The sequence below is a fragment of the Archangium gephyra genome (assembly GCF_049060025.1).
GTDB classification, from domain to species: Bacteria; Myxococcota; Myxococcia; order Myxococcales; family Myxococcaceae; genus Archangium; species Archangium gephyra_A.
Genome location: NZ_JBMEQQ010000002.1, coordinates 5,171,032 through 5,188,468 on the forward strand (window position 1 = coordinate 5,171,032; position 17,437 = coordinate 5,188,468).

16 protein-coding genes and 1 pseudogene are annotated in these 17,437 nt (G+C 70.5%); 9 read left to right on the forward strand and 8 right to left on the reverse strand.

Annotation, left to right across the window (positions count from 1 at the left end):
- Positions 1-64: 64 nt before the first annotated feature.
- Positions 65-2,083: a serine/threonine protein kinase gene (locus tag ACN28I_RS22450; protein WP_420943999.1), complete on the reverse strand. Its 2,019-nt coding sequence runs from the start codon at positions 2,081-2,083 to the stop codon at positions 65-67.
- 316 nt (positions 2,084-2,399) lie between these two features.
- Here ACN28I_RS22450 and ACN28I_RS22455 point away from each other — a divergent pair, with 316 nt between their 5' ends.
- From ACN28I_RS22455 to ACN28I_RS22465, 3 genes are all read left to right on the forward strand, one after another.
- Positions 2,400-2,903, forward strand: a complete 504-nt coding sequence (locus ACN28I_RS22455; protein ID WP_420944000.1) for an aminoacyl-tRNA deacylase — start codon at positions 2,400-2,402, stop codon at positions 2,901-2,903.
- A 90-nt stretch (positions 2,904-2,993) separates the two neighbouring features.
- Complete coding sequence (locus ACN28I_RS22460; protein ID WP_420944001.1) at positions 2,994-3,803, forward strand: hypothetical protein; 810 nt, start codon at positions 2,994-2,996, stop codon at positions 3,801-3,803.
- Positions 3,803-4,708, forward strand: coding sequence for a DUF3396 domain-containing protein (locus ACN28I_RS22465; RefSeq protein WP_420944002.1), 906 nt, complete (start codon positions 3,803-3,805; stop codon positions 4,706-4,708). The genes ACN28I_RS22460 and ACN28I_RS22465 overlap by 1 nt, the downstream gene beginning before the upstream one ends.
- A 20-nt stretch (positions 4,709-4,728) precedes the next feature.
- On the opposite strand, the gene ACN28I_RS22470 is transcribed toward ACN28I_RS22465, so the two are convergent.
- Complete coding sequence (locus ACN28I_RS22470) at positions 4,729-6,102, reverse strand: hypothetical protein (RefSeq protein ID WP_420944003.1); 1,374 nt, start codon at positions 6,100-6,102, stop codon at positions 4,729-4,731.
- Positions 6,103-6,259: 157 nt separating this feature from the next.
- Positions 6,260-6,706, reverse strand: a pseudogene (locus ACN28I_RS22475) (O-antigen ligase family protein); the annotation flags it as partial.
- A gap of 34 nt (positions 6,707-6,740) precedes the next feature.
- Between ACN28I_RS22475 and ACN28I_RS22480 the strand changes: the two are divergent.
- From ACN28I_RS22480 to ACN28I_RS22490, 3 genes are all read left to right on the forward strand, one after another.
- A complete protein-coding gene (locus ACN28I_RS22480) occupies positions 6,741-6,944 on the forward strand; it encodes a hypothetical protein (protein WP_420944004.1) in 204 nt (67 codons plus the stop codon).
- A gap of 294 nt (positions 6,945-7,238) precedes the next feature.
- Positions 7,239-7,421, forward strand: a complete 183-nt coding sequence (locus tag ACN28I_RS22485; RefSeq protein WP_420944005.1) for a hypothetical protein — start codon at positions 7,239-7,241, stop codon at positions 7,419-7,421.
- An 80-nt stretch (positions 7,422-7,501) separates the two neighbouring features.
- On the forward strand, positions 7,502-7,795 hold the full coding sequence (locus tag ACN28I_RS22490) for a hypothetical protein (protein WP_420944006.1): 294 nt from the start codon (positions 7,502-7,504) through the stop codon (positions 7,793-7,795).
- A 100-nt stretch (positions 7,796-7,895) separates the two neighbouring features.
- Here ACN28I_RS22490 and ACN28I_RS22495 read toward each other — a convergent pair whose 3' ends face one another.
- Entirely contained in the window at positions 7,896-9,194 is a 1,299-nt protein-coding gene (locus ACN28I_RS22495; protein ID WP_420944007.1) for a UDP-glucose dehydrogenase family protein, read from the reverse strand.
- 87 nt (positions 9,195-9,281) lie between these two features.
- Positions 9,282-10,253 (reverse strand): nucleotidyltransferase family protein, encoded by a 972-nt coding sequence (locus ACN28I_RS22500; protein WP_420944008.1) that lies wholly within the window; start codon positions 10,251-10,253, stop codon positions 9,282-9,284.
- Positions 10,254-10,443: 190 nt separating this feature from the next.
- Between ACN28I_RS22500 and ACN28I_RS22505 the strand changes: the two genes are divergently transcribed.
- Positions 10,444-11,784 (forward strand): DUF418 domain-containing protein, encoded by a 1,341-nt coding sequence (locus ACN28I_RS22505; protein WP_420944009.1) that lies wholly within the window; start codon positions 10,444-10,446, stop codon positions 11,782-11,784.
- Between the two features lie 42 nt (positions 11,785-11,826).
- Here the strand turns inward: ACN28I_RS22505 and ACN28I_RS22510 are convergent, their stop codons facing one another.
- A complete protein-coding gene (locus tag ACN28I_RS22510) occupies positions 11,827-12,864 on the reverse strand; it encodes a nucleotidyltransferase family protein (protein ID WP_420944010.1) in 1,038 nt (345 codons plus the stop codon).
- On the reverse strand, positions 12,861-14,345 hold the full coding sequence (locus ACN28I_RS22515; RefSeq protein WP_420944011.1) for an MraY family glycosyltransferase: 1,485 nt from the start codon (positions 14,343-14,345) through the stop codon (positions 12,861-12,863). The genes ACN28I_RS22510 and ACN28I_RS22515 overlap by 4 nt, the downstream gene beginning before the upstream one ends.
- Before the next feature lie 172 nt (positions 14,346-14,517).
- Here ACN28I_RS22515 and ACN28I_RS22520 point away from each other — a divergent pair, with 172 nt between their 5' ends.
- Positions 14,518-15,834: a glycosyltransferase family 4 protein gene (locus tag ACN28I_RS22520; RefSeq protein WP_420944012.1), complete on the forward strand. Its 1,317-nt coding sequence runs from the start codon at positions 14,518-14,520 to the stop codon at positions 15,832-15,834.
- On the opposite strand, the gene ACN28I_RS22525 is transcribed toward ACN28I_RS22520, so the two are convergent.
- Positions 15,729-16,589, reverse strand: a complete 861-nt coding sequence (locus ACN28I_RS22525; protein ID WP_420944013.1) for an FkbM family methyltransferase — start codon at positions 16,587-16,589, stop codon at positions 15,729-15,731. The genes ACN28I_RS22520 and ACN28I_RS22525 overlap by 106 nt on opposite strands.
- A gap of 136 nt (positions 16,590-16,725) precedes the next feature.
- Between ACN28I_RS22525 and ACN28I_RS22530 the strand changes: the two genes are divergently transcribed.
- Positions 16,726-17,436 (forward strand): hypothetical protein, encoded by a 711-nt coding sequence (locus ACN28I_RS22530; RefSeq protein WP_420944014.1) that lies wholly within the window; start codon positions 16,726-16,728, stop codon positions 17,434-17,436.
- Position 17,437: the final 1 nt, after the last annotated feature.

Consider the following 17,437-nt stretch of genomic DNA (forward strand, 5'->3'; position numbering starts at 1 on the left):
GCGATGCTAACAGGAACCTCCCACGTTGGCTCTTCCTTCTTGCGCTCCCGTGACTCCGCGGTCCCTATTCGAAGCGCTTCACCGAAACGAGAGCCACCGAGGAATAGATGATCGCGGCATCCGGCCGGCTGCCGGGCTCCATCCACACGCCGCGCTGCATGTCTGTCGCATTGTCGTAGAGGTCGAAGCAGACGGAGTACGTCAGCCCGTCGGGAGTGCGCGCCTGGGTGAAGCGCCCGTAGACGCGCCCCTCCCCGAAGAGGAGCTGCCCGATGAACCGGGTATGCGCTGGAAACTTCCAGAACGAATCCCCCATGGTGAGCGTGGCCGCCTGACCCGGGCGCACGGTGATGCGTTGACTGATGACGTACTCACCGTCGATGACGAAGACGGTGCCGTGGCGCACTCCGACGCTCAGCCCCCCCACCTCCTTCATCGTCTCCACGGAGCCGGCGGGGCACTCGGCGGGCGGAGGCAGGCGCGAGGTGGGGGCCGTGGGGCGCACCTGGGGCACGGGGCTGGCGCAGGCGAGCTGACCCGCGGCCCAGACCAGGACGCATGTCCTTCCAGCGGCGTCGAGCAGCGAGCCCTGTGTCTCCTGCCGCTTCTGCTGTCGGGGGGTGGAAGCCTGCTTGGGAGTCCTCACGCGCGTGCCATCCTTCCGGGGCGTCGCAACCGCGACGGGCGCAGGGGTTGGCGCCTTCTCGGGCGCTGCGCCTCCGTCACCTTCCGGCGGCTTCACGAGTCTCGCCACTTCCTGGCCGGATTCTGTTACCTGTCGCATTCTGGGTGCGGACCTCACCTCCGGAGTGGGGGCCGGCCGCAACAAGAGCAAACCCACCAGGCCCAACGTCAACGCGGCACCGCCCCAGGCCAGCGCGCGCATGGACCCAGGGCGTGTTCGCGGCGGCGGGGGGCGCGCTCCCCTCGTGGCACTGCTCGCTCCGGGCGGCATATCTTCCGGAGAGGGCGCGAGCGTGGACGCCTCCGCCAGGGGCTCGGGCCGGCCACGCCGGGGAAAGCGCCGCGCGTACGCCAGCAGCCGCCGCGCCTTGTCCCTCATGTCCCCCCAGTCCAGCCACTGCTCCTGCGGCGTGGTGGCGTCGTCCGGGCTCCACTGCTCGCACAGCGGCACGTCCCACGCGCCATCCGCCTCCGCCAACACCCCCTCCAGCGCCACGCCCACCGCCTCGGCCTCCGGGAAGCGCGCCTCGGGTGACTTCTCCAGCATGCGCAGGCACAGCTCGCTCAGCGCCCGGGGCACGCGCGGGTTGAGCACGTGCGGCGGCTCGGGCTCGTGCTTCAGGATGAGGTCCGCCAGCACACCCTCGTCCGCCACCTCGGTGTCAAAGGGGTAGCCGCCCGTGAGCAGCCAATACAGCAGCACGCCCAGCGCCCACAGGTCATCCGAGGCCCGCGCCGGGGAGTGCTCGCCCGCCCTCTCGCGCCGGAAGCGCAGCGCCTCCGGGCTGCGGTAGTGGCGGGTGCCCGGCAGCCCCATCGGGTTGGTGATTTCGGGAGCACCGGCGTACGTGCCCACCCCGAAGTCCACCAGCACCGGCCGCCCATCCCTCTTGTCCACCAGCACGTTGCTTCCCTTGATGTCCCGGTGCACCACGCCGGCCGCGTGCACCGCCGCGAGTGGCCGCGCCACCCACCGCACCACCCAGGCCACCTCACGCGCGGTGGGATTCTTCCCCCGGGCCCAGGCGTACAGCGGGCGCCCGTGCACGTAGGGGGTGACGAGGTAGAGGAAACGCGGGGCCTCGTGCGGCCACAACCCGTGGCTCTCCACCGCCAGGCCGCCCACGCGCCGCAGCCGCAGCCGCACCTCCAACTCCCGCCAGGCCCAGTCGGGCGAGTCCAGCGACAGGAACTTGAGGGCATACAGCCGCCGTCCGCGGCGCGCCCGGTACACCGTGCCCTGTCCGCCCTCCCCCAGCCGCCGCTCCAACCGGTAGCCGTCCACCTCCGTCCCGAGTGGAGGCGGCCCCGCGTCCTCCCACTCCCGCCCGGCCCAGCGCGACCCTTTCGCCGCCCACCGCCCCTCCACCGCAATCCGCCCCTCCACGGCCTCGCTCATGCGCGCGCTACCTCCAGAGTGGGCCAGCCTAACATGACCGCTGGCAACAGGTTGGCGCACATTCGAGCCCAAGCACTCATGGCCAGGGCCCTGACGCTTGGAGCCGCACGCGGGAGCTGCAGCCCCCAGGCGCGTCACTCGTTGACGTCAACGAGCCAGAGTATCACACATTGCCTCACATCATCACTCGTTGACGTCAACGAGTGCGGGCACGAGAGGCCCGGGGCGCGTGCCCGCCCGCTCGGGAGGCACGCGCCCGGCCAGCCATGGCCTGAAGGGCAGGGGCAGTCCACCTTCGAAACAGAAGGTACCGCCCATGATCCCCGAGCCCATCCAGCACTATCTCCATCAGCAGCACGTGCCCTTTCTTCGCCACTGGCATCCGCGCGCGGTGACGGCGCAGGAGTTGGCCCAGGCGCTCCACGTGACGGGTTACCGCGTGGCCAAGTCCGTCATCGTCGAGGCCGACGGTCAGTTGTGCATCTGCATCATTCCCGCGACGGACACCCTGGACCTGGAGAAGGTCCGCGAGGTGCTCGGCGCCCGGGAGACCCGGCTGGCCACCGAGGATACGTTCGCGAACCGCTTCCCCGAGTGTGAGCTGGGCGCGGAACCGCCCTTCGGCCACCTCTACGGGCTGCCGGTGCTCATGGACGAGGGACTCGGGGTGGCGGAGGATCTGCTGCTGCGCGCGGGCTCCCATGAGGAGGCGCTGGAGGTGAGCGTCGAGGACTTCATCGGCCTCGAATCACCGAGGACGGCCTCCATCACCCAGGAGCACGCGGGGCGGAGCACGGTGCAGCACGACATGCACCAGTGACCTGGAAGTCCGGAAGCCGCCACGTAGGATGCCGGCTTCCGGCAAGAGGGCCGCCAGCGGGGTGACCACGGCCGGGATGAGGTGGAGGCCATGTCATCCCAGCGCATGCGCGGCCCCTGGTGGGTCATCGCCAGCAGCGTGTTCCTCGGGGCCTGTGTCGTCATGCCCGTCCGAGGCACTCGGAGCCATTACGCACTCGACTCGGTGTCGAATGCCTGCCTGCGCAATCCCCAGGCTTGCGCCACCCTCACCGGGAAGGAGGTGACCACGGTGCAGGCGGTGGGCACGGCCGTGGCCTCCGGTGCGGCGGTGCTGGGGGCGTTGGACAAAAAGCTGCGGGGCAACATCGAGGAGGAGTTGAAGAAGTGTGCCAACCTGGCCCGGTCAACAGTTCTCCTCCGGCACAGGGAGCACTTCGAAAAACCGACTCCATCGGATGACGAGTGCCGTCAATTGACGAAAGACACGACAGGAAGACGCGTGACCTGGGCCATACGGCTCGGGGCCGAGATGCATGAAGTGGCCCTCCAGTGCGCGGACACGAAATTGAATGAATTGCGCCCGGGCGGCTACAGCCTGGAGCCGTGCTACCGCTATGACAGGAATACAGGGCAGACGACCTTCATCCGTTGCGACAAGGTCCAGGAGCTGCTGGACAGTGGATGCAGTAGCGAGCTGATAGGAACCCTGAGGCCCGATGTCGTCCTTCACCCGGGCGATCCTCTCAACGCCCAAGCCGTCTTCGACTTCAAGTTCCCCTGTGTGAACAGCGGCCAGGGTCCACAATGGAGGAAATACCCCCCAGGGCACCCCTGCCATCCCTTCGACCAGAAAAGAATGTATGAGGAAGCCCTGGGACCCCCACCGCAGATGGTCATCCCCTGGTTGGGAGTCCTGTGATGGGCGAGCACTACCCGAGAATCCGTATCGACAGAGGCCCCCACCTGATCCGTGAGGGACTGAGCATCACCTTCTACCTACATCCCCATTTCGACATGGGGCCCGGAGTGGTTCGCGCCTTGGATGTGTACTTGCGCGCGGTGGGCCCCCAAACACTCGGCTGGTATGCGGATGATGAAGGGGAGTGGCAGAAGCTCGACGACACCAGTTGGGCACACATCCGGCAAGAACTACTGAGTGGTTGGGGGCTCAACACCGATCTCGCGGGTACACCCCGTGCCGAACAACGGTATCACTTTGGGTACCGTGGCAAACGGCCCGAACTCCCGGTGATGCCCCACCATCCGGGAGCCATGACCGCGGTGAGCTTCTGGTTGCCTACCGAATACATGGAAGAGCACGGGCCAGGGCAGGTCCGGGAGTTGGCGGTGGAACTGGCATCGCACCTTCCCTTTCTCTGCTCCGGTTACGCTGGCCTCTCCTTCCAGTGCGCCATTGACCTGATAGGTGTTCTGGACAAGGTCAGCGAGCTCTGCTTCCGCTACCCGGGCTTGGACATCCCCAACCAGGACACGCTCTCGTGGAACATTGGCTCGAGAGTGCTCGGTCCCTCATGGATGACATTCCTCGGCCAACCCGTGTTGGAACAACTGGGAGGCATCGCCAAACTACGTACCCAACTGCGCTCCGAGAGCACCATCGTGCAGGAGTTGGAGGGAGACCGAGCCGTCATCACAATGGGCCCCTGGCCCGAGGCGGGAGACACCGAACGAGGCGACACACTGCCCGCCTACCGCGAGCTGGCGCGCGCCCTGGAGCCCTGGCTGTACCACCAGGATCGAGGGCGACTGCCCTCCTTCACGCCGGAAGACATGCTCCGCTGGGAACGCCGCTTCCTCGACTGAGGCGCCTGGGACTCAGCGGCTCAGGGCTCCTCGCCCCCGGCCGTTCCCATCTCCTCGTCCGCGCCCATGGCCCGCAGGAGGACGGAATCCGCCCCGCCCGAGCCTCCACGCTCCCGGCTGCGCTCCTCCACGCGCTGGCGCTCCGCCGCCTCCAAGCGTGCCACCCACGCCTCCCCTTCCCCACGCTGCGCCTCGGGCTGCAGCAGCAAGCCCTCACGCACCGCCCGCGCCGCCGCGTCGAACTGGTGCAGCGACTCGTGCAGCCGCGCCACCTTGAACCAGAGACTCCAACTCGGCTGCATGCGCACCGCGGACTTCCAGGACTCCAGCGCCCGCGTGCGCAACCCCTCCCGCTCGTAGCTGGAGGCCTCGAGGATGTAGAGCTGGGCGCGCTGCGAGTAGTTGGACACGAGGGGATTCACCTGTTGGAGCGACTCCCTCGCGCGCCGGGTCAGCCCCATGTCCACCTGCAACCGCGCGAGCGCGAAGGCCAGCTCCACGTTGCCGGGAAAGCGGGGCCTCAACGCCTCGAGCACCTCGACCGCCTCGTTCCCGCGGCCCAGCGCCTGGAGGACGTCCGCGCGCAGCAGGTGCGAGGAGAGCGCGTCCGGGGCCCTCCGGGCAACCTCCGCGCTGGCCGCCTCGGCCTCCGCCAGCTCGCGCCGCTGGAGCCGCACCCGTGCCTCGCGCTCCCAGAGCTGCGCCGATTCGGGCACCGCATCGAAGCGCTCGCGAGCCCAGGCGAGCCAGGGAAGCAGCAGCTCCTGATGTCCCGCGCGCTGGAGCTGGGAGGCGAATACCACCACGTGCCGGGCCGTGTCCGGCGTGAGGGCCTGCAACTCCGCGAGCGTCCGCGGCCGCTCGATCGCCTCGCTCCACATCAACGCCTGGTCCCCCGCCTCGAAGGCCAGCCGGTACTCGAGGAAGGCCTGGGTGCGGTGCCCCAGGGTGAGCAGGGCCTGCGCGGCCATCCGGTGGGCCCACGCATCCACCGGGTTCAGGAACAAGGCGCGGTTGGCGAAGGCGAGCGCCTCGGCCGCTTCCGCACGCCCCGCGTTCGCATGGGCCATGCCCACCAGATCCTGCAGGGCATGGTCCGCCGGGTGCCGGTCGATGAGCGCGAGCCCACGGGCGCGCACCTCGGTGAGCGGGGCTCGCGCGGCGACGAGCGCCCCGAGTTCCGCCTCCGCCGTCTCCAACGTGCTCCAGCCGGGGACGAGGGCCGCCAGAGCCACCGCGGTCAGGGCCACTCCCGCCGCGAGCACACGCGGGGGCGCATGGCCACGCGCGGCCTCGGCCCGTTGCCGGTCCTCGGGACGGGCCACGCTGGCCAGCGCCACCCAGACGGCCACCGCGCTCGCGGGCAGCTCCAGGCTGAAGTCGAAGAGCTGCATGCAGCCCGAGCGCCGCCACCCCCGCGAGCACCGCCAGCTCCTCCGCGCCCAAGCCCTCCCGCCGCAACAACCGGCCAAAGCCCCACAGCGTCACGGCGAGCAGCAGCAGCCCGGGCACGCCGAACTCCGTGGCGAGCTGCAGCACCGCGTTCTCCGGGTGCGTCGAGGTGTGGAGGACGGGCTGCGTCTGGTAGCGCGGGAAGACGGACTCGAAGGCGCCGCGGCCCAGGCCGAGCGGGTAGGCCCTCGCGACCGAGGCCAGCACCGGCCACTGCGCCACCTTGCTGTGACGCAGCTCCTCGACGCTGTCCGCCGTCTCCAGCTCGGCCGCGAGGTGCTCGGAGGCAGCCTGTCCCCCCACCGCGAGCACCGCGAGGAGGCACAGCACCACCATGCCGCCCCGGCGCCACGTGCGAGCCCGCTCCGACCCCTCCTGGCGCGAGCGCAGCAGCAGGAGGGCGAAGGCGAGCATCCCGAAGACGAAGAAGGCGATGCCCCCACGCGAGAGGGACAGCACCACCCCCGTCCCGCTCAGCACCGTGGCCAGCACGTAGGGCACCGCGCGCGTCCGCCCCTCGCCGGAGAGCGCGAGCCCCACGGACACGGTGGCCGACAGGCCCAGGAAGGCCGCGAGGTGGTTGGGATTGCCGAAGGGCGTGAGGAGCGGCGGACGCGCGTGGATGAAGCGGATGACGCCGAAGAGCGTGTCGAAGCCGAGCAGCGCGTGCAGCAGGCCCAACACCGCCACGCCCGCGCCGGTGAAGGCGAGCGTGGTCAGCAGCCGGCGGCGCGCGCGTCCGGAGCGGCACACCTGCACCGCGGCGATGAAGAGGAGCAGGTAGGCCACGTGTCTGGCCAGCTCGCGCCAGGTGGCCGGTGGGTCCATCGACAGGGGCCGCGGGCCGTCCAGTCCGAGGGGGACGAGGACGAAGTCGCGCAGCCCGGCCGCCTCGGGGCTGAGGACGGCGAGGAGTCCCGGCGGCAGCGGAACGAGCTGCAGCAGACACAGCAGGACCCCCGCGCCCAGGGGCAGCGCGAGCAGGGGCAGGTACAGGGAGCGTTGCTGCCTCCAGGCCCCCACGCATGCCAGCACGAAGGCGAGACCCGCGAGCCCCACCAGGGGCCCGTGCACCCACGTGGGCGCGCTCCCGAGCGCCAGCGGCAGCAACACCAGCAGCACCGTCAGCACCACCTCGGCACCGTGGGTGTACCGGGACGTGCGCGAGCGGGAGTGGGACGCGGGCGACATGGACGGCTCCCGAGTATGGCACGGCTCCGGCGGGACGCCTGGAAGTGGACTCGGGCCTCCAGGAGGGTGAGCAGCCGGAGAAGCTACCAGCCGACCTTCCGGCCGCCATTGCTTGCATCCCGGGCGTCTTCTGGCATCTTCGCCCACCTCATGCGCCGCTCCACTGCCATCACCCTGCTCTGCTCCGCCCTGCTTGCCCTCGCTGGTTGCAAGAGTCCGTGCCGGCAGTTGTCGGAGCGGCTCTGCGACTGCGTCGAACAGTTCCGGCGGGACGAGTGCATCCAAGCCGTGGCCGAGCGCGAGCGGAGCGTCGAGCCGACCGACGAGGATCTCACCGCCTGCGAGGAGCGGTTGGACACCTGCACCATCAATCCGGACGACCGGACGACCTGCGACATCCTCCTGACGGACGAGGGCAAGGCCGCCTGCGGTCTGGCGAAGTGAGCCTGGCGCTGACCAGGGCGTGACACCTCCCGTGTCCCGCGGAGCCCCTGGGACGCGCTCCCCGGATGAGGAAGAGCGCGGCCCCCGGCCGCACTGAGCGCTACTTCCTGCCGAGCCCCATGTACGTGAAGCCCAGCTCCCGCATCCGCGCCGGGTCGTAGATGTTGCGGCCGTCGAAGATGACCGGGGTCTTCATCAGCGCCTTCATGCGCTCGAAGTCCGGGTGGCGGAACTCGTTCCACTCGGTGACGACGAAGAGCGCGTCCGCGCCCTCCAGCGCCTCGTAGGGCACGTTCGTGTAGCGGATGCGGTCACCCAGCACGCGGCGCGCGGAGCGCTCGGCCACCGGGTCATGCGCCGACACCTTCGCGCCCTTGGCCAGCAGGCCCTCGATGACCTCCACGGACGGCGCCTCGCGCATGTCGTCCGTCTTCGGCTTGAAGGCCAGGCCCCACACCGCGAAGTGGCGCCCCTCCAGCGAGCCGAAGTGCTTCACCGCCTTCTGCACCAGCAGCTTCTTCTGCCGCTCGTTGGTGCGCTCCACCGCGCGCAGCAGATCCAACTCCAGCCCCTGCTCGCGGCCCTTGGCCACCAGCGCCTTCACGTCCTTGGGGAAGCAGCTTCCGCCATAGCCCACGCCCGGGAAGAGGAAGGGGTAGCCGATGCGCTTGTCCGCGCCCATGCCCTTGCGCACGAAGTCCACGTCCGCGCCCACCCGCTCGCAGAGGGCCGCCATGTCGTTCATGAAGGAGATGCGCGTGGCCAGCATCGCGTTGGCCGCGTACTTCGTCAGCTCGGCCGAGCGCGTGTCCATGTAGAGGATGGGGTTCTCCGTGCGCACGAAGGGCGCGTAGAGCTGGCCCATCACCTTGCGCGCCCGCTCCGACTCCGCGCCGATCACCACCCGGTCCGGCTTGAGGAAGTCGTCCAGCGCCGCGCCCTCCTTGAGGAACTCGGGGTTGGAGACGACGTCGAACTCCACCTCCGTCACCCGGGAGATGACCTCGCGCACCTTGTCCGCGGTGCCCACCGGCACGGTGCTCTTGTCCACCACCACCGTGTACTGCCGCATGGCGCGGCCCACCTGCTCCGCCGCCGACAGCACGTACTGGAGGTCCGCCTCGCCGCTCTCGCCCTCGGGCGTGCCCACCGCGATGAACACCACCTGCGCGCGCGCCACCGCCGGTGCCAGCTCCGTGGTGAAGCTCAGGCGCCGGTCCCGCGTGTTCTTGCGGATGAGCTCCTCGAGCCCCGGCTCGTAGATGGGAACTTCCCCCTGCTGGAGCTGGGCGATCTTCCGCGCGTCGATGTCCACGCAGACGACGTCGTTACCCGAGTCCGCGAAGCAGGTGCCCGCGACCAGTCCTACGTAACCGGTTCCAATGATGGCGATGTGCATGAGCGTCCTGGCTTTCAGCAGCCGGGAAAGCTCTTACGCCGGGAGAGGCATCGGGGGGAAGGGGCGAGTAGCGCCCCACCCCTCGCCTCACTGCCCGGTCAGCAGCCGGCGCAGCCGCTCCGAGCCCCGGATATGGCTCATCTTCCCCGGCTCGCTCGCCGGCTGGACGACCAACCGGTTCAACAGCTCGCGCGTGGCACGGCGCAGCGGCGGCAGGGCGGGCTCGAGCGCCTGGGCCGTCTCGGGGAAGAGCCGCGCCACGATGGACAGCGAGGTGTAGAGGGCGCGCTCCAGCTTCCACGCCTTCGCCCGCTCCAGCAGCACCGCCACGTCCACGGAGCGCGAGTAGACGCCGCCCATCGCCTTCGCCCCCGTCATCAGCTCGCGCAGGTCCACGAAGGACAGCCAGGGCACCTGATAGCCCTCGCGCGCCTGCTCCAGACACACCAGCAGCACCGCGTCCTCCAGGTCCGGACGGAACAGGGACGGGCCGTACATCTTCATGGGCCTGGCGCGATCGAAGATGCCCTGCACCTCGGCGCGGCGCTCGGCGCCCAGCACGTCCGCGTAGAGGAAGATGGCGGTGCGGCCGTCGGACACCACCTTGAGCGCGCCGTGGGCCGGCTCATTCGGCTCCGGGCGGAACTCGTGCTGGGCGAGGTAGCCGGCGAAGCCCTCCACGTCCATGCGCTTGAGCAGCAACTGGAGCTCCAGCACGGGACGGAAGGCCACGTGCGGGTAGAGCGTGTCGGCGAAGGACGCCGCCCCGATGAGCAGGAGCTTGCGGCCCTCCAGCTCGTCCACGCAGCGCTTGAAGTTGACGAGCTTCATCACGTTGTCGTTGACCGAGCCCGAGTAGACGCTCAGCAACCGGTCCCGCACCCAGTCCGGCGCATCCACTCCGGGCAGGCGGTACTGGAGGTTGTAGGAGGCCAGCGGCGCCAGCCCCTGCGCGATGGCCCACTCCACGTACTCCTCCCAGGGGGCCCCACGCAGGGAGCCACGGGGTGGATCGAAGGAAGCGAGGACGCGGATGGTGTCGAGGAGGCTGGTGGCCATGGCGCCGCAGCTTTAACGACTCCCACGTACATGACGCAATCGGAAGCCGCGGGGCCTGTCGGATCGCCACCGCCAGGGCGGGGTTGTCCGGATATGGAACGGCGCTGTCCGGATACGGACAGGCTGGGGGGGTCCGTGCCCGGCGGTCTCCTGCCTGCTGGGAATACGAGCGGATTGGCACAAGTCCGGCATGGCTTTTCCGCCCATGAGCCCACCGCCCTCTCCCCTTCCCGCCGCCCAGGACGAAGCCCGTCCCGTCGACAGCAGTGAACGACTCGCCCTGCTGGACGTCCTGCGCGGCTTCGCGCTGGGCGGCGTCTTCCTGTCCAACGTCCTCATGTGGTTCTCCGGCCGCGCCTACATGACGCGCCCGCAGATGGAGGCCGCCATGGCCTCGGCCTCGGGGCTGGACACCGCCCTGATGTACACCAACGGGACGCTCATCTTCGGCAAGTTCATCACCATCTTCTCGTTCCTCTTCGGCCTGGGCTTCTCGGTGCAGATGATGCGGGCCGAGGCGCGAGGGGCCGCCATCGCCCCGCTCTACATGCGGCGGCTGGGCGTGATGTTCCTCATCGGCTGCGTGCACCTGTTCGGGCTGTGGCTCGGCGACATCCTCACCAGCTACGCGACCCTGGGCTTCACGCTGCTGCTGTTCCGCAAGCGCGGCGACAAGACGCTGCTCATCTGGGCCGCCGTCCTCATCTTCATCTCGCCCGTCGTGGTGAACAGCGCCATGAAGTTCCTGCCCACGCTGCTGAGTGGTGGCGGCGCGGAGGCCGGAGCCGAGGCGGCCAAGGCGGCCATGGAGCGCTCCAACCAGGCCCGCGCCGAGACGATGCAGGCCTTCTCGAGCGGCAGCTACTTCGAGGTGGTGCGCGCCAACGCCCGCTACTACTTCGGCCAGTTCATCCAGGGCCTGGCGCCCGTGCTGTTCGCCCTCCTCGGCCGGTTCCTGCTCGGACTCTGGGCCGGGCGTCGGCGCCTCTTCCACGACGCGCCCCAGCACCTGGCCTTCTTCCGCAAGCTGTTCCGCTGGAGCCTGGTCATCGCCGTGATCTCCAGCGGGGTGGGGATCGGGGTGGGGTACATGATGCGCCAGAAGATGATTGATCCGCAGGCGTCATGGACGGTCCTGCTCGGCCCGGTGCGGCAGCTCAACGAGGTGGGCCTCGCCACCGTCTACGTCACGGGCCTCGTGCTCCTCTTCCAGCGTGAGACGTGGCAACGGCGGCTGATGGTGCTCGCCCCCGTGGGCCGCATGGCGCTGACGAACTACCTGGGCCAGACGGTCATCAGCCTCTTCATCTATTACGGTTTCGGATTGGGGCTCATCGGGAAGACGAGCATCGCGACGAACATCGGGCTCACGCTGGGCATCTTCGCGCTGCAGGTGGTCCTCAGCCACTGGTGGCTGGCGCGCTTCCGCTTCGGCCCCGCCGAGTGGGTGTGGCGCTCGCTGACATACGGCAAGGCCCAGCCGATGCGCCAGCCCGCGGCTCCCACCGCCGCGGCCGCCACGGCCGTCTGACGTACACGTGGCGGGGAGGCCGGCGGGCGCGGCCCGGCCTCCTCACCTCGAACGCAGCGCGGTGAGCCCATCGTCCCGCAGCCGGCGCAGGGTGTAGCGCGCCATGGGCAGCAGCCGGGGCGCGAGCAGCAGCTTCGCCGCCACCCACGTCGGCTTGTGGTTCATCAACTCCGTCTCCAGCAGCCGCCCCGCCGTGAAGAAGCGCGCCGCCATCCGCCGCTGCCACACGGGGGGCGCCAGTGCCGCCAGCACCTCCTCCGGCACCGCGGCCCCCATCAGCCTCCGCGCCGCCTCCAGCGCGTACCACGCCAGGTGCGGGAAGGCCGTCCCCCTCGCCACCTCCACCACCCGTCCCCAGTCCAGCCCCGGGCACGCCAGCACCAGCAGCTTCAAGTCGAAGAGCCACGCCAGCCGCTGCAACAGGTGGTTGCTCGCGTGAATCGCCAGGTAGACGAGCTCGTCCTCCGCGCGCAGGTAGCGCACGCGCCGGCCCTCCAGCGTGGCCTCCTCCGCTCGGGCCAGCAGCGCGTCCGCCTCCAGCGTCTGGCCGTACCCCACCAGCGCGCGGAAGTGCAGCTCCACCATCCCCGCCGCACCGGTGAACGTCAGGTGGTGCTCGTGCTCCCGCGCATGCGCCGCCGCGGCCTCGCCGAGCGGCTTCAGCCCCAGTCCCACCAGCGCGCCCGAGGCCCCGTCCACCTCCGCGTCCGCCACCAGCAGGTCCACGTCCGTGGTGGCCCGCTGCAGCGGCTCCGGATAGAGGCGCAGGCCCAGCCCGTACCCCTTGAGCAGCACCGGCACCAGGCCCACCGCCGCCAGCGCATCCAGGCTCCGCACCAGCAGCGCCTTCACCCGCATGCCCCGGGCCGCCTGCGCCAGGGCCTCGCGGCGCAGGCTCGTGCGCACCGGCTCGTCCACCGTCCAGCCCGAGCGGCCCAACGCGTGCTGCACGAAGCCCGCGAGCCCATGCCGGGCCGCCGCGTGCACCAGGGCCGCCATGTCCGTGGGCACGGCGTCACGCGGGGCCTCGGGCCACGCCCGGAGCACCTCCAGCAACGCCCCCGCGCCCCCGCCGCTCACCGGCGCAGCGCCACGACACGCTGCGGATCCGCATCCGCCCGCGCCAGCAGCTTCGCCGCCCGGTCTCCCACCGCGTCCGCCACCAGCTCCAGCGCCAGCTCCTCGTCGCGGTTGATCTCCGCGCGCCCGTCACTCCAGGCAATCGTGAAGCGGCCGAGCCTCTCGTCCCCGCTCTTCACGTCCAGGAACACCTCCAGCGGCAGCGCCGAGCCCGCGGGCCGCTGCGTCTCGAAGGTGAGGCCGTCCCGGTTGCCCTCGCGCTGGCGCTCCAGGCGCAGCTCCAGGCGGGAGGCGTCGAGCGCGTCCGCCAGCGGGCGCACCGCGTCCCAGAGGTCCTTCACCCCGTTGCCGGCGCGCACCTCGTCCGTCACGTCCTTCACCAGCGAGCGCAGGCGGATGTTCTTGCGCCGCGCCTCGCCCATGTCCCCGGCGCGCCGCAGGTCCAGGTAGCCCAGCTTGCGCATCAGCACCGCCACCACCACCGCCATGCCCGTGAGCAGCATGGCGCTCTGCGCGGTGTTGGCCCAGTGCAGGCCGAGCGCCGTCAGCATGAAGAGGGCACACAGGCCGTAGAGCATCAGCACCGCCCCGCGGTGGCTGAGCACCAGCCGGCTCATCATCCGGTGGTGGATGTGCTCCTTGTCCGCGCTGAACATGGGCCGGCCCAGCACCGAGCGCCGCACCATGGCCAGCAGCGTGTCCATGATGGGCAGGCCCAGCGCCATCACCGGCACCAGCATGGCCACCGCGGTGCCACTCTTGGCGCTCGTCTTGATGGAGACGGCCGCCAGCACGAAGCCCAGGAACATGCTGCCCGTGTCCCCCATGAAGATGGAGGCCGGGTTGAAGTTGAAGACGAGGAAGCCGAGGATGGCGCCCGCCAGCGCCGCCATCACCAGGCACAGCAGCACGTCCCCGCGGCTGAGCGCGAGGATGAAGTTGGTGCCCACCCCGAAGAAGGCCACCCCGCCCGCCAGCCCATCCAGCCCATCAATCAGGTTGAGCGCGTTGATGACGCCCACCACCCACAGCATCGTGAAGGGCAGGCTCAGCAGCCCCAGCGGCACCGGCGGCCCGAAGGGGTTGGCGATCAGCTCGATGCGGAAGCCGAGCACGTACAGGCCGAGAGCCAACAGGAGCTGCACGCTGAACTTCAGCTTCGCGCCCGCGCCGCGCAGGTCGTCGTAGAGGCCCAGGGCCGCGATTCCCAGGCCCCCGCCGAACAGGCCCCACACCAGCGCCGTGTGCGAGCGGAAGTGGTAGCCCACCCCCGAGTCCACCAGGAAGAGCGCGCACAGGGGCGCGAAGAAGCCGCCCACGATGCCAATGCCGCCCAGGCGGGGAATGGGGCGCACATGCACCTTGCGGCTGGAGTTGGCCTGGTCCAGCAGGCCCCAGGCCAGCGCGCGGTTGCGCACCACCAGCGTCAGCGCCAGCGCCACCATCAGCGCGACGAGGAAGGCCACCAGATAGGTAATCATCTTTTGAGCTCACCCCCAGGGGCGCGCATGGTGGCCGGGCTGGCGCGGAGCGTCAATGTCCCCCGGTGCCAGGTCACTGTTGCCTGCATGCTGGAGGTGCCAGCAGCCGGAAAGGCCAAACGCCTCGCTCCTGACCTGTCTCATCCGATGGGAATCCGATATGGGAAGGCGGATGCAAGGTGGAAGCACACACGCGCCGGGCACGGCCCTCGTCAGTGGTGCCGCCGCGGGCGCGGGTGGCATGGGGACACACGCGGCCACCCTGCTGCGCGCGCTCTCCCGTGCGGGGACGCCGCTGCACGTGCTCGGGCCGCCCCCCACCGACACCCGGCTGGCCTCGCTCCCGGGCATCGTCTGGCACACGCCTCCACGCCCCCTGCTCGCGGCCGTGCGGCGATGGACCCCCTACCGGTGGCTCACCGGGGCCCTCCAGCTCCACCTGGACGAGCACCTCGGAAAGTGGGCCGCGGCCCGCCTGGAGCACCTGCGGCCCTCGCGGCTGTACACCTTCACGCAGGTGGGGCTCGAGTCCCTCGAGTGGGCCCGGCGCGCGGGCGTGCCCTGCGTGGCCGACAACCCCAACGGACACATCGCCGGCTTCCGGGACGTCTATGTCCGCGAGACGTGGCGCCAGGCCCGCCGCCCCCACCTGGGACACCCCACCCCCGCGGCCGTGCGCCGGATTGAACGCGAGTACGCGCTGGCCCACGCCATCCGCGTCTCCTCCCCCTGGGCCCGCGACTCCCTCGTCCGCCGTGGAGTGCCGGAGGGGAAGATCTCCGTCATCGAGCTGCCCATCGACCTGGAGCACTTCCAGCCTCCGACCACGCGGCCCGCCGCCGAGGGCCCCCTGCGCGTGTGCTTCGTCGGCTCGCTGGACGTGCGCAAGGGCTTCCCCTACCTGCTGCGCGCGGTGCGCCAGGTGGGCGCCGGGCGCGTCCAGTTGCACATCGTGGGCGCCACGGGAGACCGGGTGTCCCGGCGGCTCTTCCAGCGCGAGTGCCAGGGCCTGCTGGTGGAGGCGAGCCCGGGAGACCCGCGCCCCGTCTACCAGCGCTCCGAGCTCTTCGTGCTGCCCTCGCTGGAGGACGGCTTCGGGCTCGTGGTGGGCGAGGCCATGGCCTGCGGGCTGCCCGTCATCGTGACGGACCAATGTGGCGCCGCCGCCTGGGTCGAGCCCGGCCGCACGGGCTGGGTCATCCCCGCCGCCAGTGAGCAGGCGCTCGCCGAGGCGCTGGAGGAGGCGATTCAGCGCCGCGCGGAGCTGCCACGCATGGGAGAAGCTCGCGCGAGCCGCCGTCGAGGCCCACGTGGTGGCGGACCCGCTGGCCCGGCTGCGCACGTGGTTCGAGTCCGTCACGCCTTGAGCGGAGCGCGCCGCCCTCAGGGCAGCGTGCGGCCGAAGCACCGGCCCACCACCTGCTTCAGCCGGGCGGTGTCGCGCGAGAGCACGAGGTTCGCCTCACAGCCATTCCACATCTGGTCGTAGACCCAGGGCTCGCCCAGGGGAATCAACCGGCGCTGGTGGATCTCCCAGCCCCCGAAGCCCAGCTCCACCAGCGTCCGCACCAGCTTGGAAGCGGAAGAGCCGGCCTGCAGGAGCGCCTCGGGAAACACCTCGAGGAGGAGCACCATGCCGGGATGGCGCGCCACCGTCTGGCGCATGCCCTCGAGCACGTTCTGCTCGTATCCCTGGACGTCGATCTTCACCAGGCGGATCTGCCCGTCGGGGATGTCCTTGACCGCCTCGTCCACCGTCGTGAGCGGCACCTCCTGCCCCGGGCCGCCTTCCTGTGTCACGCGGTGGTCGCCGTAGTTGTAGGGATGGAGCGCCATGCGCACGGTGCCCATCCGCTCCCCCACCGCCGTGCGGCGCGCGTCCACGTTCTGCACCTGATTGAGGCGCAGGTTCTCCCGCAGCAGCTCGTGGTTGTGCTGCTCCGGCTCGAAGGAGATGACCTTGCCCCGCGGGCCCACCCGCCGGCTCAGCGTCAGGGTGTGCAGCCCGATGTTGGCGCCGATGTCCAGACACACCCCTCCCTCCAGCTCCAGCTGCTCCAGCAGCCGGCGGAACTCGGGCTCGTAGTCCCCCTCGACGTAGAGCAGGGTGCCGACGATCTCATCCCGGAGGTCCACCTTCATCAGGTAGTCATTCACCCGGACCCGCACCTCGGGGTGCGTCCGGCTGAGAACAGGAATCGCCACCCGGCGCTTGAGCGCCTGCATCCACCAGGGCATCCGCATGGGGCGCGCTTATAAGCGTCCCCCCGGAAGGGCTCAAGTCAGCTCCAGGCGGAGCTGTTGCCTGCAGGCTGGAAGAGCCGGCGGATAACATGTGAGAGTGGGCCCGAGCCGCCGTCGAGGCCCCGAGGAACACGCGATGCAGACACTCATCACCCGGTTGCGCCCGCTGGCCCGATGGATGCCCGAGCGGCTGAAGCAACCCGTCCAGGGCCTGGTGCGTGACTGGCAACTGCGCCGCGCCGTGGAGCGGATCTCCGCGCTGCCCCCGGGCCAGCTGCCCACGAACCAGTTGCTGGAGGAGCTGCGGGCCGGCTGGGGCAACACGGGCTACGCCGCGCGCCCCGAGTACCTGCGGGAGTTGATGGAGCGGGCCGTGAGCACCCCCGGCCCCATCCTCGAGTGTGGCTCGGGCGTCTCCACCCTGCTGCTGGGACTGCTCGCCGGCCGGCGCGGCGTGGAGACGTGGACGCTGGAGCACCTGCCCCAGTGGCATGCCCGCGTGTCCGGCGCCCTGAGGCGCAACCGCATCCCCCACGTGCACGATTGCCTCGCCCCGCTCCAGGACTACGGCACCGGCTACTCCTGGTACACGCCCCCCGTGGAGCGCATGCCCCCGGCCTTCCAGCTCGTCATCTGCGACGGCCCTCCCGGGGAGACGCCCGGCGGACGTTATGGGCTGTGGCCGGTGCTCGGCGCGCGGCTCGCCCCCGGCGCCGTCATCCTGCTGGACGACGCGGACCGGCCCGGCGAGGAGGAGGTCCTGCGCCGCTGGTCCACCGAGGCCCGGATGCGCGTGGACATGCGCCGGGTAGCCGGTGGCGCCTACGCCATCATCACCCACGGCTGAG

What these genes read in the sequence shown, in the direction of transcription:
- ACN28I_RS22450 (WP_420943999.1), bottom strand. Translation starts at nt 2,083, where the DNA reads ATGAGCGAGGCCGTGGAGGGGCGGATTGCGGTGGAGGGGCGGTGGGCG.
- ACN28I_RS22490 (WP_420944006.1), top strand. Translation starts at nt 7,502, where the DNA reads ATGCGCCGCTCCACTGCCATCACCCTGCTCTGCTCCGCCCTGCTTGCC.
- ACN28I_RS22460 (WP_420944001.1), top strand. Translation starts at nt 2,994, where the DNA reads ATGTCATCCCAGCGCATGCGCGGCCCCTGGTGGGTCATCGCCAGCAGC.
- ACN28I_RS22495 (WP_420944007.1), bottom strand. Translation starts at nt 9,194, where the DNA reads ATGCACATCGCCATCATTGGAACCGGTTACGTAGGACTGGTCGCGGGC.
- ACN28I_RS22470 (WP_420944003.1), bottom strand. Translation starts at nt 6,102, where the DNA reads ATGCAGCTCTTCGACTTCAGCCTGGAGCTGCCCGCGAGCGCGGTGGCC.
- ACN28I_RS22520 (WP_420944012.1), top strand. Translation starts at nt 14,518, where the DNA reads ATGCAAGGTGGAAGCACACACGCGCCGGGCACGGCCCTCGTCAGTGGT.
- ACN28I_RS22530 (WP_420944014.1), top strand. Translation starts at nt 16,726, where the DNA reads ATGCAGACACTCATCACCCGGTTGCGCCCGCTGGCCCGATGGATGCCC.
- ACN28I_RS22515 (WP_420944011.1), bottom strand. Translation starts at nt 14,345, where the DNA reads ATGATTACCTATCTGGTGGCCTTCCTCGTCGCGCTGATGGTGGCGCTG.
- ACN28I_RS22465 (WP_420944002.1), top strand. Translation starts at nt 3,803, where the DNA reads ATGGGCGAGCACTACCCGAGAATCCGTATCGACAGAGGCCCCCACCTG.
- ACN28I_RS22455 (WP_420944000.1), top strand. Translation starts at nt 2,400, where the DNA reads ATGATCCCCGAGCCCATCCAGCACTATCTCCATCAGCAGCACGTGCCC.
- ACN28I_RS22500 (WP_420944008.1), bottom strand. Translation starts at nt 10,253, where the DNA reads ATGGCCACCAGCCTCCTCGACACCATCCGCGTCCTCGCTTCCTTCGAT.
- ACN28I_RS22525 (WP_420944013.1), bottom strand. Translation starts at nt 16,589, where the DNA reads ATGCGGATGCCCTGGTGGATGCAGGCGCTCAAGCGCCGGGTGGCGATT.
- ACN28I_RS22505 (WP_420944009.1), top strand. Translation starts at nt 10,444, where the DNA reads ATGGCTTTTCCGCCCATGAGCCCACCGCCCTCTCCCCTTCCCGCCGCC.